The organism is Martelella limonii, from assembly GCF_013344475.1.
In the GTDB taxonomy this organism is placed as follows: Bacteria; Pseudomonadota; Alphaproteobacteria; order Rhizobiales; family Rhizobiaceae; genus Martelella; species Martelella limonii.
This window is the reverse complement of the sequence record NZ_JABUOU010000001.1, coordinates 202,349-216,752: the sequence shown is the minus strand read 5'-3', so window position 1 is coordinate 216,752 and position 14,404 is coordinate 202,349. Positions and strand designations below refer to the sequence as shown.

General features: G+C 60.0%; 15 protein-coding genes and 2 tRNA genes. 8 read left to right on the top strand and 9 right to left on the bottom strand.

The genetic code is table 11. The annotated features are described in order from the left end of the window. Positions 1-55: 55 nt before the first annotated feature. From HPQ62_RS00970 to HPQ62_RS00950, 5 genes are all read right to left on the bottom strand, one after another. A complete protein-coding gene (locus tag HPQ62_RS00970) occupies positions 56-1,246 on the bottom strand; it encodes an NADH-quinone oxidoreductase subunit D (protein ID WP_174800643.1) in 1,191 nt (396 codons plus the stop codon). 38 nt (positions 1,247-1,284) lie between these two features. Beyond that, positions 1,285-1,884, bottom strand: coding sequence for an NADH-quinone oxidoreductase subunit C (locus HPQ62_RS00965; protein ID WP_174800642.1), 600 nt, complete (start codon positions 1,882-1,884; stop codon positions 1,285-1,287). Positions 1,885-1,892: 8 nt separating this feature from the next. Beyond that, on the bottom strand, positions 1,893-2,471 hold the full coding sequence (locus HPQ62_RS00960; RefSeq protein ID WP_174800641.1) for a NuoB/complex I 20 kDa subunit family protein: 579 nt from the start codon (positions 2,469-2,471) through the stop codon (positions 1,893-1,895). Continuing rightward, positions 2,462-2,827, bottom strand: coding sequence for an NADH-quinone oxidoreductase subunit A (locus HPQ62_RS00955; RefSeq protein WP_174800640.1), 366 nt, complete (start codon positions 2,825-2,827; stop codon positions 2,462-2,464). The genes HPQ62_RS00960 and HPQ62_RS00955 overlap by 10 nt, the downstream gene beginning before the upstream one ends. 335 nt (positions 2,828-3,162) lie before the next feature. Next, a tRNA-Asp gene (locus HPQ62_RS00950) sits at positions 3,163-3,239 on the bottom strand. 519 nt (positions 3,240-3,758) lie between these two features. Here HPQ62_RS00950 and HPQ62_RS00945 point away from each other — a divergent pair. Both HPQ62_RS00945 and HPQ62_RS00940 read left to right on the top strand, forming a co-directional pair. Then, positions 3,759-3,834 (top strand) — tRNA-Val (locus HPQ62_RS00945). Positions 3,835-4,205: 371 nt separating this feature from the next. Then, entirely contained in the window at positions 4,206-4,433 is a 228-nt protein-coding gene (locus HPQ62_RS00940) for a hypothetical protein (RefSeq protein WP_174800639.1), read from the top strand. Positions 4,434-4,521: 88 nt separating this feature from the next. Here the strand turns inward: HPQ62_RS00940 and HPQ62_RS00935 are convergent, their stop codons facing one another. Beyond that, on the bottom strand, positions 4,522-4,845 hold the full coding sequence (locus tag HPQ62_RS00935) for an HlyU family transcriptional regulator (protein ID WP_174800638.1): 324 nt from the start codon (positions 4,843-4,845) through the stop codon (positions 4,522-4,524). A 59-nt stretch (positions 4,846-4,904) separates the two neighbouring features. Continuing rightward, positions 4,905-6,155, bottom strand: a complete 1,251-nt coding sequence (ilvA, locus tag HPQ62_RS00930) for a threonine ammonia-lyase (RefSeq protein ID WP_174800637.1) — start codon at positions 6,153-6,155, stop codon at positions 4,905-4,907. A 103-nt stretch (positions 6,156-6,258) separates the two neighbouring features. On the opposite strand from ilvA, the gene HPQ62_RS00925 reads away from it, so the two are divergent. The 5 genes from HPQ62_RS00925 (at position 6,259) to HPQ62_RS00905 (ending at position 12,120) form a co-directional block, all read left to right on the top strand. Further along, entirely contained in the window at positions 6,259-7,713 is a 1,455-nt protein-coding gene (locus HPQ62_RS00925) for a TrkH family potassium uptake protein (protein WP_174800636.1), read from the top strand. Between the two features lie 108 nt (positions 7,714-7,821). Next, entirely contained in the window at positions 7,822-10,056 is a 2,235-nt protein-coding gene (purL, locus tag HPQ62_RS00920) for a phosphoribosylformylglycinamidine synthase subunit PurL (protein WP_174800635.1), read from the top strand. 27 nt (positions 10,057-10,083) lie between these two features. After that, complete coding sequence (locus tag HPQ62_RS00915; protein WP_174800634.1) at positions 10,084-10,317, top strand: BolA family protein; 234 nt, start codon at positions 10,084-10,086, stop codon at positions 10,315-10,317. A 115-nt stretch (positions 10,318-10,432) separates the two neighbouring features. Then, positions 10,433-10,768: a Grx4 family monothiol glutaredoxin gene (gene grxD, locus HPQ62_RS00910; RefSeq protein WP_174800633.1), complete on the top strand. Its 336-nt coding sequence runs from the start codon at positions 10,433-10,435 to the stop codon at positions 10,766-10,768. A 170-nt stretch (positions 10,769-10,938) separates the two neighbouring features. Beyond that, a complete protein-coding gene (locus HPQ62_RS00905) occupies positions 10,939-12,120 on the top strand; it encodes a multidrug effflux MFS transporter (protein WP_174800632.1) in 1,182 nt (393 codons plus the stop codon). A 37-nt stretch (positions 12,121-12,157) separates the two neighbouring features. On the opposite strand, the gene HPQ62_RS00900 is transcribed toward HPQ62_RS00905, so the two are convergent. Continuing rightward, positions 12,158-12,859: a DUF899 family protein gene (locus tag HPQ62_RS00900; RefSeq protein ID WP_174800631.1), complete on the bottom strand. Its 702-nt coding sequence runs from the start codon at positions 12,857-12,859 to the stop codon at positions 12,158-12,160. 78 nt (positions 12,860-12,937) lie between these two features. Beyond that, positions 12,938-13,660 (bottom strand): SDR family oxidoreductase, encoded by a 723-nt coding sequence (locus HPQ62_RS00895; protein ID WP_174800630.1) that lies wholly within the window; start codon positions 13,658-13,660, stop codon positions 12,938-12,940. 71 nt (positions 13,661-13,731) lie between these two features. On the opposite strand from HPQ62_RS00895, the gene HPQ62_RS00890 reads away from it, so the two are divergent. Further along, positions 13,732-14,400: a TetR/AcrR family transcriptional regulator gene (locus HPQ62_RS00890; protein WP_174800629.1), complete on the top strand. Its 669-nt coding sequence runs from the start codon at positions 13,732-13,734 to the stop codon at positions 14,398-14,400. The last annotated feature ends 4 nt before the right edge of the window (positions 14,401-14,404 follow it).

The following is a 14,404-nucleotide window of genomic DNA, read 5'->3' as shown; positions in this document are numbered from 1 at the left end:
GCAACCGGCACGGGACATTCGGAAACGATTCCTGCAGTTCTTGCGGCCTCAGCGCTCACCGGTCCACCTCGCCGAACACGATGTCGAGCGTGCCGATAATGGCGGTCACGTCGGCAAGCTGGTGGCCCTTGGACATGAAATCCATGGCCGAGAGGTGGGCAAAGCCCGGCGCGCGAATCTTGCAGCGATAGGGCTTGTTGGTGCCATCGGAGACGAGATAGACGCCGAACTCGCCCTTGGGCGCCTCGACGGCCGCATAGACCTCGCCTTCGGGCACGTGATAGCCCTCGGTATAGAGCTTGAAGTGGTGGATCAGCGCTTCCATCGAGCGCTTCATCTGGCCGCGCTTCGGCGGCACGACCTTGCCATCCATCGAGTTGAACGGACCAAGCTTGGCGTCGCCCAGAAGCCGCTCGACGCACTGCTTCATGATCTTCACCGATTCGCGCATCTCGTTGATGCGGACGACCCAGCGGTCATAGCAGTCGCCGTTCTTGCCGATCACGACATCGAAGTCCATGTCGTTATAGCACTCGTAGGGCTGCGCGCGGCGCAGGTCCCAGGCAGCGCCCGAACCGCGCACCATCACGCCGGAGAAGCCCCAGGCGAAGGCGTCTTCGAGCGAGATCACGCCGATATCGACATTACGTTGCTTGAAGATGCGGTTGCCGGCGAGAAGCGCTTCAATATCGTTAAGCTTGGCGGGAAACTGCTCGCACCACTTGCCGATATCCTCGACGAGCTCAGGCGGAAGATCCTGGTGCACGCCGCCGGGACGGAAATAGGCCGCATGCATGCGCGCGCCGCAGGCGCGCTCGTAGAAAACCATCAGCTTTTCGCGCTCTTCGAAGCCCCAGAGCGGCGGCGTCAGCGCGCCGACGTCCATGGCGGCGGTGGTGGCGTTCAGGAGATGGTTGAGAACGCGGCCGATCTCGGAGAACAGCACGCGGATCAACTGGCCGCGAATCGGAATTTCGACTTCCAGAAGCTTTTCCACGGCCAGCGCGAAAGCATGCTCCTGGTTCATCGGCGCGACATAGTCGAGCCGGTCGAAATAGGGCACGGCCTGAAGATAGGTCTTGGTCTCGATCAGCTTCTCGGTACCGCGGTGAAGCAGGCCGATATGCGGATCGACGCGCTCGACGATTTCGCCGTCAAGCTCCAGCACCAGTCGCAACACACCGTGGGCGGAAGGATGCTCCGGCCCGAAGTTGATCGTGAAGTTGCGGACATTATGTTCAGTCATGGTCAAGGCGCTCCGCGCTCAGGAAATTGGGGTTCGGCTCAGCCATTCGCCTTTTCATCGCCGGGAAGCACATATTCGGTCCCTTCCCAGGGCGAGAGGAAATCGAAGCTGCGGTATTCCTGCCGGAGTTCGACCGGCTCGTAAATCACGCGCTTGGCTTCCTCGTCGTAGCGCAGCTCGACGAAACCGGTGGTCGGAAAATCCTTGCGCAGCGGATGCCCCTCGAAACCGTAATCGGTGAGGATCCGGCGCAGGTCCGGATGGCCGCTGAAGGGAATGCCGTACATGTCCCAGGTCTCGCGCTCGAACCAGTCGGCGCCGGGGAAAATCGATGTGATCGAGGGCACGACCTCATCCTCGCCGACTTCCAGCTTGATGCGGATGCGGGCGTTCTGGGTCGGCGACAGCAGGTGATAGACAACATCGAAGCGCTTTTCGCGCGTCGGCCAGTCGACACCGCAGATATCGATGATGCAGACGAAACCGCACTGGCCGTCATCGCGCAGGAACTTGGCGACATCGACGATGTTTTCCGGCGTGGCCGAGATGGTGAGCTCACCATGAGAAAACGACACAGCCGGCGTGCCATCGCATGTTTCGCGAATGTGCGCGCCAAGCTCGTTGAGGACTTCGCTCATATCAACCCCTATCGCTCGATCGTACCGGTGCGCCGGATTTTCTTCTGCAGCAGAAGAACACCGTAAAGCAGCGCTTCGGCGGTGGGCGGACAGCCAGGTACGTAGATGTCGACCGGAACCACGCGGTCGCAACCACGCACCACCGAGTAGGAATAGTGATAGTAGCCGCCGCCATTGGCGCAGGATCCCATCGAGATGACGTAGCGCGGCTCCGGCATCTGGTCATAGACCTTGCGAAGCGCGGGCGCCATCTTGTTGGTCAGCGTGCCGGCAACGATCATCACATCCGACTGGCGCGGCGAGGCGCGCGGTGCGAACCCGAAGCGCTCGCAGTCATAGCGCGGCATCGACATCTGCATCATTTCCACGGCGCAGCAGGCCAGACCGAACTGCATCCACATCAGCGAACCGGTGCGCGCCCAGGTGATGAGCTGCGCCGAAGAGGTGACAAGAAAGCCCTTGTCGGCGAGTTCGTCGTTGATCTCGCCGAAATAGCGGTCATCCGCGCCAATGGGCTTGTTGGTCGCCGGATCGATGATCCCGCGCGGCTGAGGCGCAACCAGCGTCTCGTTGGTGCTCATTCCCATTCCAGCGCTCCTTTCTTCCATTCATAGATGAACCCGATGGTCAGAACCGCCAGGAACACCATCATCGACCAGAACCCGAACCAGCCGATATTGCCGAAGGACGCCGCCCACGGAAACAGGAAGGCAACTTCGAGATCGAAGATGATAAAGAGGATTGCCACGAGATAGAAGCGGATGTCGAACTTCATGCGCGCATCATCAAAGGCGTTGAAGCCGCACTCGTATGCGGACAGCTTTTCCGCGTCGGGCGCCTTGAACGCCAGAGCGAAGGGCGCAACCATCAAGGCCAGCCCGATGATGAGACAGATAGCGATAAAGATGACGATCGGAATATAGGAACTGAGGACTTCAGCCATATAAAACACCCTTGCCGTTTTGAGGCGCCCGGGGTCAGCGCACCCGCAGGATAAACCGCGAGACAGAAAATTGATAGATGTCGGGCTCGTGACTAGCGCAGCAAGGGCGCGCGCGCAAGACATTCAAATCCATTTCATCGCGCTGCAGCAAAGTTTCACACCCTTGCCGCGAGCAACAGGCAGCATGCAAGGCGCAGCCTGCGACAAAATGCTGCGAAAAGGAATGCGCCGTCAAAGCGCAACCGCTCCCGGATGCAGGGCGCAGGAATCAGACAAGCGGCGCCCATGAGCAACCGCTTTTCAAGTCTTCATGACAATGTCAGTGAAAGAAGAAATGGCGCGAGTGACGGGGCTCGAACCCGCGACCTCCGGCGTGACAGGCCGGCACTCTAACCAGCTGAGCTACACCCGCGCTTTGCACCGTTTCAGTCTCAATCGCTTGTTTTCGAAGCGCTTCGTCTGTCGGTGTGAGCGGGTTTCTAAGGGGGTCGCCTCGAAGTGTCAATCATCTTTTCGCGCATTTTTCATTTTTTTGCGGAGCCCTGTTCTGCGCCTCCCGGAAACACGGCAAACGGCTCTTTAAAGCCAGCGCTTTTTTTCCAAATCGGGCGCGTCTGCGATGCTATTCCCCCTCCTTATTAAGTGAGGCCGCCATCCTCGCGGCTGTCGAATCCGGACATTAATGGAGCCCCCTCCCGCCTTGGCAGAGGTCTCCTCTTTTTAGCCGGACACCCGCTCTATAGAGAGCCGACCATCCCTCTACAGAGCGATTGGCCAGCCTTTCACAAGAAGACGGAAACAGCACCGTTGAGCCCGATGCCCCGGAGCTGCGGCTTTCTGCTGTGCGAAAATGAAAAAAAAATCAAAAAACCGGCAAAACCCTCTTGCGGTTTTCGCGCGATCCGCATATTTCACGGCCACCAACACGGGCGGGCGATTAGCTCAGTTGGTAGAGCGCCTCGTTTACACCGAGGATGTCGGGAGTTCGAGTCTCTCATCGCCCACCATTCTTCTTCCCTTACAATTTCATTTCCATATGTCCGGCTCTTCAGGGCGTGATCGTGTTTGCGCGTTCGCCCCCCCTCCACGCCGGCTTGCGCGAAAGACTGACTTCACACGGGAACCGGCCTTCAAGTTTAACGCGCGACTGTCGAACCGCCCGCCGATGATGCGAGGGCGCTGCGCGTGAAGATTCGCTTTAAAAACAGAAGCCGCTCTCGAAATACAAACGGTTTAATTTTTGAGGCTATTTACAAGAGGATTGGAACGTAAGGATAAGCCCACGTTTTTAGCTTCTGTTAAGTATTGACTATTTAAGCAGACTGAGTTGATCAAATGCGTAAACCATACTAACTTCTCCGCAAGAGGAGAAATGAACATGGCTACGTATAAATGCATCGACTGCATGATGGTGCAGGCGACTGGCCGCGTGTGCAAACGGTGCGGCAGCTACAGTCTTTCTGCGCTTGAGACCCATGATGGCGCTGTCATAGAGCGGGAACGCAACACTAACATACCTGCGGCTGCACCACATTACATGCCTGTTTGGCTGTCGTTTTTCGGTATTGCGATCCTGACCAGCTATCTGCTGATCTTCCATTTCTAGCCGCCTGCGGCAGGCGCGCTGACGGCTGCGCAAATAAAGCCGGATGAATTCGCTTCCGGAAGAGAGAGCCGCATGGCGGCTCTGCGAATCAGGCTGTCCGGCTTTTAGCACCGTCGGAGAACAGGCTCTTGCCGTTCTGGTCGATGATCTGCCGGCCCTTGCGGAAGGTCCACTCGATCGCTTCGTCCTGCGAGGAGAACAGATCGGCGCGGATGAAGGTGCGCGTCAGCGTCTCGTCGTTGACGTCCTTCTCGATTCGGCCCTGCAGACGATATTGGGACCCTTCCTTGGCAGGCTCGGCAAAGATGATGCATTCGTCGTGAACGATCGATTTCACCGCCTGCTCATTCTCCTTGCCGGCATTGCCGCCGCCGGAAAACATTGAACCGATGCGTGAAAAAAACGATGCCATCTTGCAAACTCCTTTTGGTCATTTTAGCCGATCGGCACTAGGCGCGCCAGCATGCACGATCAGATGATGAGGTTCGCCAAAACCTCGTTGTCAGTGATATCCTGATATTTGAGCCCGTTCCGGGCAAGATTTTCGAACAGGACACCGAAATTCTCCGGCCTCGACGTCTCGATCCCGATCAGGATAGAGCCGAAATTGCGGGCCGACTTCTTCAGATACTCGAAACGCGCGATATCGTCATCCGGTCCGAGAAGCGCAAGAAAATCCTTCAGGGCGCCCGGCCGCTGCGGCAGCCGCAGGACCAGATACTTCTTCACGCCCAGATAGCGCATCGCCCGCTCCTTCACGTCCGGCAGACGGTCGAAGTCGAAATTGCCGCCCGATACCAGAACGACGATCCGCCGCCCCCTCACCTCTTCGGCAGGCATCCGCGAAAGCGCCGTCAGCGCGAGCGCGCCGGCGGGCTCCAGCACAACGCCCTCGACATTGAGCATCTCCGTCATCGTCACGCACAGCGCGTTTTCGGGAACGGCCATGACCTGGTCCGCCGAAAAACGCTTCAGCGCTTCGAAATTGGCATCCCCGATGCGGGCAACGGCTGCGCCATCGACGAAATTGTCGACCTCGTCGAGCGTCACCACCGCCCCGTCGGTGAGCGCGCGCTTGAGGCTCGGCGCGCCCTCCGGCTCGGTGAAGAGATAGGCCCGGTCCGGCAGGCGATCCGCGAAATAGCTGGTGACGCCGGCTGCAAGGCCACCGCCGCCTACCGGCATCACGATCAGATCGAACGGATCCTCGCCTTCCGGCCATTGCTCCTCGATCTCGCTTGCGACCGTCGCCTGCCCCTCGATGATATCGGGATCGTCGAAGGGGGGCACCAGGATGCCATCGTGATCCGCCGCAAAGGCGCGCGCGGCGCCGTAGCAGACATCGAAAATATCGCCGACAAGCTCGATGCGGATGAAGCCCTCGCCGAAGGTCCTGGTCTTGTCGATCTTCTGCTGCGGCGTGGTGACCGGCATGAAGACGACGCCATTCACCCCAAAATGCCTGCAGCAGAAGGCAAAGCCCTGCGCATGGTTTCCGGCGGAAGCGCACACGAACAGCTTCTCCGCGCCCTCGCCTCCCATGCGCTTGCGCATGAAATTGAAGGCGCCACGCAGCTTGTAGGAACGCACGGGCGACAGGTCCTCGCGCTTCAGGTAGATATCGGCATCGAATTTGGCGCTCAGATGGACATTGCGCTGCAGGGGCGTCGGGTCGCACAGGTCTCTGAGGGCGGTCTTTGCCGCAATCACATTGTCACGCATTTCCTGCTTCCCATTGAGTTTGTCGGTCTACACGGCTATGGCATAGAAACCGGGTCTGGAAAAAGCCCGTATCTGATAAGAGAATATGACAGGGAACTGACCCTTGAACGCCACGCTTCTGCGGTCTGCCTTCTATATTGCGGCCATTTGCGGGATCTATCTCGCCGCTGCAATGTTCGTTCCAGCCATGGTCGACCTCTATTTCGCCAATGACGACTGGCAGGTCTTTGCCCTGTGCGGCTTCATGATCGGCGGCATCAGCGCGGTCACTGCGGTTGCCATGCGCGGAAATCCCCCGCCCTTCAGCCGGCGTCTCGGCTTCTTTCTGGTCAATCTTCTGTGGATCACCTTCGCGCTCGTCGGCGCGATCCCGATCTATCTGGCAGCCGGCGACCTGACCTTCGCACAATCGGTGTTCGAATCGATTTCCGCCATCACGACCACCGGCTCCACCGTTCTCACTGGGCTCGACCATATGGCGCCCGGGCTCCTTCTCTGGCGCTCGCTGCTGCAATGGCTCGGCGGCATCGGGATCGTGGCGCTCGGCCTGTTCATCCTGCCGTTCCTCAGGATCGGCGGCATGGCCTTCTTCAAGATGGAATCATCGGACACCGGCGACAAGCCGTTTGCCCGCATGGCAAGCTTCACCCGGGCCTTCCTTGCGATCTATGTCGGCATCACGATCGTGTGCGCCATCTGCTATGGCATTGCCGGCATGTCGCAGTTCGATGCTTTCAATCACGCACTGACGACGGTCGCCACCGGCGGCTTTTCCACACATGATGCCTCGTTCGGTTATTTCGACAATCCGGGTCTGCTCTGGATCGCCGGCTTTTTCATGACGCTGTGCAGCCTGCCGTTCTCGATCCTGATCGTTTTCGTCGTACGCGGCAGGCTGGATGCCCTGCGTGACCCACAGATCGTGCTGTTTCTCAGCTATCTGGCCGTGGCAGTGTTCTGCCTGGCGCTCTACATCAGCCTCAACGATCGCATGACCTTCGTCGCAGCGCTCACCCAGTCGTTCTTCAACGTATCCTCGATCCTGTCGACGACCGGCTTTGCGAGCACGGACTATTCGCAATGGGGCACGTTCGCAGTCGTGCTGGTGTTCTTTCTCACCTTCATGGGCGGCTGCTCGGGTTCGACCGCCGGCGGCATCAAGGCCTATCGTTTCCTGATTCTTTTCAACATGCTGCAGACCGGCATGAAGAAACTGATTTACCCCAACGCAGTCTATTCGATCCGCTACGGCAGGCTCGGCGTCGATTCGGAAACCCAGCGCGCGGTATCGATGTTCTTCACCGCCTATATCCTGCTGTGGGCCTTCGGAAGCCTGGCGATGTCGCTGCTCGGCTATGACCTGATTACCTCGACCACCGCTGTCGTCACGGCCCTTTCGAATGTCGGCCCGGGGCTTGGAGATATCATCGGGCCTGCAGGCAATTTCTCGTCCTTTGCCGATCCCGAGCTCTGCCTTCTTTCGATCCTGATGCTGCTCGGCCGTCTCGAAATCTTCACCATCGTCGTGGTGCTGATGCCGATGTACTGGCGCGGCTGAGGGCGTGGACACAGTCGCAAAACGAAAAAAACCCTGTCGCGTCGCATTGCAACATCGGCTATGGAACGCGAATATCGTCTGAAAACCAAAGCGGGATGCCCACGTCACATGACCATTTCCAACACCCAGGTCATCACCCCGGAACTGATCGCGGCTCACGGATTGAAGCCTGATGAATATGAGCGGATCCTGTCGCTCATCGGCCGCGAGCCGAGCTTCACCGAACTCGGCATCTTTTCGGCAATGTGGAACGAGCACTGCTCCTACAAATCCTCCAAGCGCTGGCTGCGCACGCTGCCGACCACTGGCCGCCGCGTGATCCAGGGCCCGGGCGAAAACGCTGGCGTGGTCGACATCGATGACGGCGACTGCGTGGTCTTCAAGATGGAGAGCCACAACCACCCCTCCTATATCGAGCCCTATCAGGGCGCTGCGACCGGCGTCGGCGGCATCCTGCGCGACATTTTCACCATGGGCGCGCGCCCGGTTGCGGCCATGAATGCGCTGCGCTTCGGCGCGCCGGACCATCCGAAAACCCGTCACCTCGTCTCGGGTGTCGTTGCCGGTGTTGGTGGCTACGGCAATTCCTTCGGCGTTCCGACCGTTGGCGGCGAGGTGGAGTTCGACGCCCGCTATAACGGCAATAACCTCGTCAACGCCTTTGCCGCCGGTATCGCGAAGTCCGATTCGATCTTCTATTCCGAAGCCAAGGGCGTTGGCCTGCCGGTCGTCTATCTCGGCGCCAAGACCGGCCGCGATGGCGTCGGCGGCGCGACCATGGCATCTGCCGAGTTCGACGAAGACATCGAGGAAAAGCGCCCGACCGTGCAGGTCGGAGACCCCTTTACCGAGAAATGCCTGCTCGAAGCCTGCATGGAGCTGATGAAGACCGGCGCGGTGATCGCGATCCAGGACATGGGGGCAGCCGGCCTCACCTGCTCGGCCGTCGAAATGGGCGCCAAGGGCGATCTCGGCATCGAGCTCGACCTCAACCGGGTGCCGGTGCGCGAAGAGAACATGACGGCCTACGAGATGATGCTCTCGGAAAGCCAGGAGCGCATGCTCATGGTGCTCGATCCCGAAAAGGAAGAGGAAGCCGCGGCGATCTTCAAGAAATGGGGCCTCGATTTCGCTATCGTGGGCAAGACCACCGACGACCTGCGCTTCCGCGTCATCCACAATGGCGAGGAAGTGGCAAACCTGCCGATCAAGGATCTCGGCGACCAGGCGCCGGAATATGACCGTCCCTGGCGCGAACCCGATACTCGCGGCACACTACCCGCGCATCTGATCGCGCAGCCCGAAGATTACAACGCAGCGCTTCTCACGATCGTCGGCGGGCCGAATCAGTCGAGCCGCCGCTGGGTCTACGAACAATATGACACGCTGATCCAGGGCAACTCGCTGCAGCTTCCCGGCGGCGATGCTGGCGTGATCCGCGTCGATGGTCATCCGACCAAGGCGCTTGCCTTTTCCTGCGACGTGACCCCGCACTATGTCGAGGCAGATCCTTTCGAGGGCGGCAAGCAGGCGGTTGCCGAATGCTGGCGCAATATCACGGCGACCGGCGCAGAACCGCTTGCCAGCACCGACAACCTCAATTTCGGCAATCCAGAAAAGCCGGAAATCATGGGGCAGTTCGTCAAGGCGATCGAAGGCATCGGCGAAGCCTGCCGCATCCTGGAATTCCCGATCGTGTCCGGCAATGTGTCGCTCTACAACGAGACCAATGGCGAGGCGATCCTCCCCACCCCCACCATGGGCGGCGTCGGGCTTCTGTCCGATTGGCGCAAGATGGCGCGCATCGGCTCGTTTTCCGAAGGCGATCACGTCATCCTGATCGGTCAGGACGGCGAGCATCTCGGCTCTTCCTCCTACATGCGCGACGTGCTGGGCCTGGTCGACGGACCCGCACCAACCGTCGACCTTCACCTTGAACGCCGCACGGGTGATTTCGTGCGCTCCGCCATCAATAATGGCCAGGTCACCGCCTGCCACGACATTTCGGCCGGCGGCCTTGCGGTCGCACTTGCCGAAATGTGCATGTCGGCCGGCAAGGGCATGGAGCTCAGCATCGCCCAGTCGCGCGGGCTTGCCCACGCTCTGCTCTTTGGCGAGGACCAGGCGCGCTACATCATCACGGTGCAGCCGCAGTTCGCGAACTTCGTCTGCGCCTCAGCAGAAGGCTGCGCGCTGGCATTCCGCAGGCTCGGGACCGTCAAGGGCAATGCGCTGGTGATCGACGATCTTGTGAGCGTCGCTGTCGAGGAGTTGCGCACCGCCCACGAAATGTGGTTCCCTCGTTTCATGGCCGCCCCGGGCGGCGAAACCCAGCCGGCATAAGAACGGCGAGCAGGAAGGAGCATCACCATGGCGATGAGCGCGGGCGAAATCGAAGACATGATCAAGGCAGCCCTTCCCGATGCCACCGTGACGATCAGGGATCTGGCAGGCGACGGCGACCATTTCGCTGCCGAAGTGGTATCGGAAAGCTTCAGGGGCAAGACGCGCGTGCAGCAGCACCAGATGGTCTACGACGCGCTGAAGGGCAATATGGGCGGCGTGCTGCACGCGCTCGCGCTGCAGACATCCGCCCCGCAATAGCCCGATTGGCGTGCAAATTGCTGCGCGCCCGGGGGTTGGCGAATGTCAATCGATCGATTATATGCTGAAAGCAAGTAACGCTGCGGACCTTGACCCGCATGTGAAAGGATTTTCCATGAGCGACATTCAGACTGCCATCAAGAGCGAAGTCGACAGCAACGACGTCGTGCTGTTCATGAAGGGAACGCCGCAGTTCCCGCAGTGCGGATTTTCGGGACAGGTCGTGCAGATTCTCGACTATCTTGGCGTCGATTATAAAGGCATCAATGTTCTGGCCGACGGTGATCTGCGCCAGGGCATCAAGGATTTCTCCAACTGGCCGACCATCCCGCAGCTTTATGTGAAGGGTGAATTCGTCGGCGGCTGCGATATCGTGCGTGAGATGTTCCAGGCCGGCGAGCTTCAGGAACACATGGTCAGCAAGGGCGTTGCCGTTCGCGGCGCTGCCTGAACCAGCCATTACGCTGATCATTGACGCTTGCCGGTGATTGCGCCGGTCAGAACAGGCGCCGCGCCATGCGGCGCCTTATTTTGCTTTCAGGATATTTGATTGTGACAGAAACAATACAGACTCGCGCCGAGATTGTCCGGCGCGCTCCCGGGAAATGGGAGCTTGTGGCCATGATGGCCGCGCTGATGGCGCTCAACGCGCTTGCAATCGACATCATGCTTCCGGGCTTGAAGGAAATCGGGGCAAGCCTCGGCGTCCAGTCCGAGAACGAGCACCAGTTCATCATCACCGCCTATGTGCTCGGCTTCGGCGTCGCGCAGCTTGCCTACGGGCCGCTCGCCGACCGCTTCGGCCGCAAGACGCCGCTGCTCGTCGGCCTCGTCATCTATTTCATCGGCGCGGTCTTTTGCGTCTTCGTGCCGAGCTTCACGCTGATGCTTGCCGTGCGGTTCTTCCAGGGCCTCGGCGCCGCGGCAACCCGCGTCATCTCGGTTGCGGTGGTGCGCGACCTTTACGGTGGCCGCAAGATGGCCGAGATCATGTCGCTGATCATGATGGTGTTCATGATCATCCCCGTGATCGCTCCCTCCATCGGACAGGCGATCATGCTTGCGGGCGAATGGCATCTGGTATTCGGATTTCTTGCACTTGCCGCATTCTGCAACTTCTTCTGGGTGATGTTCCGCCTGCCGGAAACACAGCACCCCGAAGACCGCGTGGAGCTGACGCCAAAGGCGATCACCCATTCCTTCGGGGTCGTGCTCAGCAACCGGATCGCGCTGTTCTACACGCTCGGCACGACCTTCATGATGAGTTGCATCTTCGGCTTCGTGAACTCCGCGCAGCAGGTCTATGTCGATGTCTTCGATCTCGGCACGCTGTTTCCGATCGCCTTTGCGGGTATCGGCATCGTGATGGCCGCGTCGTCGCTGGCCAATTCCCGCATCGTCGGGAAGGTCGGCATGCGCCGCCTGTCGCACGGCGCCCTGATCGGCTTCGTGGCGACCACCGGCGTCTGGCTCGCAATCGATCTCGTGGTCCCCGGCACGATGCCGTTCTGGGTGTTCTACGCCCTGTTCATGCTGGCCTGGTTCCAGTTCGGCTGGATCGGCCCGAACTTCAACGCTCTGGCGATGGAGCCGCTCGGCCATGTGGCTGGCGCCGCTTCCTCGATCCTGGGCTTTGCGAGCACGGCAGGCTCGGCACTGCTCGGGGCTGCGATCGGATTTTCCTTCAACGGCACGACCACGCCGATGATTGCCGGGTTCTTCATCTTCGCGACGCTTGCGCTCGTGTGCACGCTGATCGCTGAAAAGGGCAGGCTGTTTCAGCCCCAAAACCCCGAAGTTTGATGCAAGAAGGGCGCCTGCGGGCGCCCTTTTTCATGGCTCAATGCTCGTCTTCGTAGCGAAGGCTTGGATACCAGTCGGTGCCCCTCCCCTCCCGGGTGCTGTCGAGCAGCAGCCACAACGGATCCATCTGCAAGGCCCCGCGCCCGTCCTGTCCGGGGTCGGTCATGTTAGGGTCCATCTCCTCGCTCCAGAAATGACGGATTACGCCGTCCTTCCTTTCGAACACGGTATAGCCCGGTATATCCTCCTCCTCGGGACTGACATAGGCGCGCGTGAAATCGCCGGAAACATCGGAATAAAACGGCATCTGCCGCCAGCCGCGCTCCTGCTTCCACGCCTCCAGCCGCTCGATCGGCGAACGGGCGACGACCGCGATCGCGACACGCTGGCGGATATCCTCGAATTTACCCTCCCACGAGCCGACCATCGAGGTGCACATCGGACAGGGGCGTTTGCTCCCGGGCCCGTACATGAAGCTGTAGATGATAAGCGTATCCTTGTCGCCGAAGAGCTCGGAGAGTTTTACCGGCCCCTCCGGCCCGACAAAATCATAATCCTGCGGCACCTCGCCGCCCGGCGGCAGGGCCCGGCGCAAAGCGGCGGTTGCCTCCATCTTCCGCCTCAGCTCGATCTCTTGCGCGAGCAAGGCATTGCGCGCGCTGCGGTAGTCCGCGCTCTCATTCGGAAATTGCACCGTGTTCTTGGCTGCCAGTTCGCTGGCCGGGACGAGATCGTCCATGCTGAAACCCTCCTGCTTCCAAAGCAGTATTATTTACGTTGATATCAACGTACCATGCAAGAGGTTTTATGCATGCCGTCACCATGGGGTGGGGCCAGCAGGATCGAAGAAGCCGCCATTCTCTTTTCCTTCCAGCGCGAACCGGACCGGAAGCACCGCCCCCTCCTCCGCCGTCACAAAGCCGTTGCCGCCGGTCAGATCCGTCTGCACAAAGCCGGGGCTGACCGAATTCACGACGATCGCAGTGTCGCGCAGTTCCTGGCGAAGCTGAACAGTCATCATGTTGAGCGCGGCCTTCGAGGCGTTGTAGCCAAGATATTGGGCCGAATAATAGGGGCTCTCGAGATCTCCGTTCAGCGTCAGTGAGCCGAGCGCGCTCGAGAGGTTCACGATCCGTCCTGCCGGCGCAGCGCGTAGAAGCGGCAGCATGGCCTGCGTTACCATCAGTGCGCCGATGAAATTCACCTCCAACTGGCGGCGCGCTACCGCAGCGGGCGCCTTTGAAGGAGGACCGTCATGGGGATCGAATATGCCGGCATTGTTGACAAGAATGTCGAGCCTGCCGTGTTCCTCGCCAATGAGACGGGCAGCCTCGGCGATGCTGTCTTGCTCATCGAGATCGAGGTGGACATGGTGGGCGGCGACGCCTGCCCCGGCCAGTTTCTCGAGAGCGGCCATGCCGCGCTCAACGTTGCGTGTGCCAATGATCACATGGACGCCCGCCTGCCCGAGCTGGCGGGCGATTTCGAGGCCGATTCCCTTGTTGGCGCCGGTGATGAGAGCGATGCGTTGGTCCTTCATGAAACAAGCCTTTCCTGCGTGTTTTGTCTCTTGTAAATATATGAAGGAACATTCGGTTTCGGGATTCGCATTTGGAACGGACCACGCCCTCAGGCCTCAGCCCCCGGAAGAAGCCGCGTCAGGCACGCGCGGCAGTCACTGTCGATGCAATTTTCGAGGCATGCATTCAGCTTTTGATCAGCGATGGATTGGATCGGCTGACCACCACCCGTGTTGCCGAGCGCGCCGGCGTTTCGGTCGGAACCATGTATCAGTACTTCCCCCACAAACACGCGCTGATCTATGCGCTGAACGAGCGCTATCTAGAGGCGCTTGCGGCAAGGGTCGAGGCACGATGCGCAGCACTCGAGGGCGCGCCGATCGGCGACATGGTCGAGGCGCTGATCGATACCTATTGGCAGGCGAAAATGGAGCGCATGGATGCGACGCTGGCGCTTTACCAGTCAATGGCCGGACTGAATAATGAAGCGCTGATCGCGGCATTCGTCGCCCGCGTCGATACCGCAACCAGCGCCATGTTCGACAGCGCCGGTGATCCATCGATCGCGGATATTCAAAGCGTGAACCTCACGCTCGTCACCGTCATTTTCGGCGCGGTACGCCATGTCTTCGAGCGGAGGCTTTCAAGGGAAGAGGCGGAACCGATCCGCCGCCAGCTCGTCCTGATGTGCCGCACGTATCTAGCAAGCGTGACCAGAGAAGCGGACATCGGGACAACCGACTGCTTTCCTGCGCGATGAAACC

Bases quoted from the DNA above. Each gene is read 5' to 3' on its own strand.
- HPQ62_RS00970 (WP_174800643.1), bottom strand. From the start codon at position 1,246: ATGACTGAACATAATGTCCGCAACTTCACGATCAACTTCGGGCCGGAG.
- HPQ62_RS00965 (WP_174800642.1), bottom strand. From the start codon at position 1,884: ATGAGCGAAGTCCTCAACGAGCTTGGCGCGCACATTCGCGAAACATGC.
- HPQ62_RS00960 (WP_174800641.1), bottom strand. From the start codon at position 2,471: ATGGGAATGAGCACCAACGAGACGCTGGTTGCGCCTCAGCCGCGCGGG.
- HPQ62_RS00955 (WP_174800640.1), bottom strand. From the start codon at position 2,827: ATGGCTGAAGTCCTCAGTTCCTATATTCCGATCGTCATCTTTATCGCT.
- HPQ62_RS00940 (WP_174800639.1), top strand. From the start codon at position 4,206: ATGGCTACGTATAAATGCATCGACTGCATGATGGTGCAGGCGACTGGC.
- HPQ62_RS00935 (WP_174800638.1), bottom strand. From the start codon at position 4,845: ATGGCATCGTTTTTTTCACGCATCGGTTCAATGTTTTCCGGCGGCGGC.
- ilvA (WP_174800637.1), bottom strand. From the start codon at position 6,155: ATGCGTGACAATGTGATTGCGGCAAAGACCGCCCTCAGAGACCTGTGC.
- purL (WP_174800635.1), top strand. From the start codon at position 7,822: ATGACCATTTCCAACACCCAGGTCATCACCCCGGAACTGATCGCGGCT.
- HPQ62_RS00915 (WP_174800634.1), top strand. From the start codon at position 10,084: ATGGCGATGAGCGCGGGCGAAATCGAAGACATGATCAAGGCAGCCCTT.
- grxD (WP_174800633.1), top strand. From the start codon at position 10,433: ATGAGCGACATTCAGACTGCCATCAAGAGCGAAGTCGACAGCAACGAC.
- HPQ62_RS00905 (WP_174800632.1), top strand. From the start codon at position 10,939: ATGATGGCCGCGCTGATGGCGCTCAACGCGCTTGCAATCGACATCATG.
- HPQ62_RS00900 (WP_174800631.1), bottom strand. From the start codon at position 12,859: ATGGACGATCTCGTCCCGGCCAGCGAACTGGCAGCCAAGAACACGGTG.
- HPQ62_RS00895 (WP_174800630.1), bottom strand. From the start codon at position 13,660: ATGAAGGACCAACGCATCGCTCTCATCACCGGCGCCAACAAGGGAATC.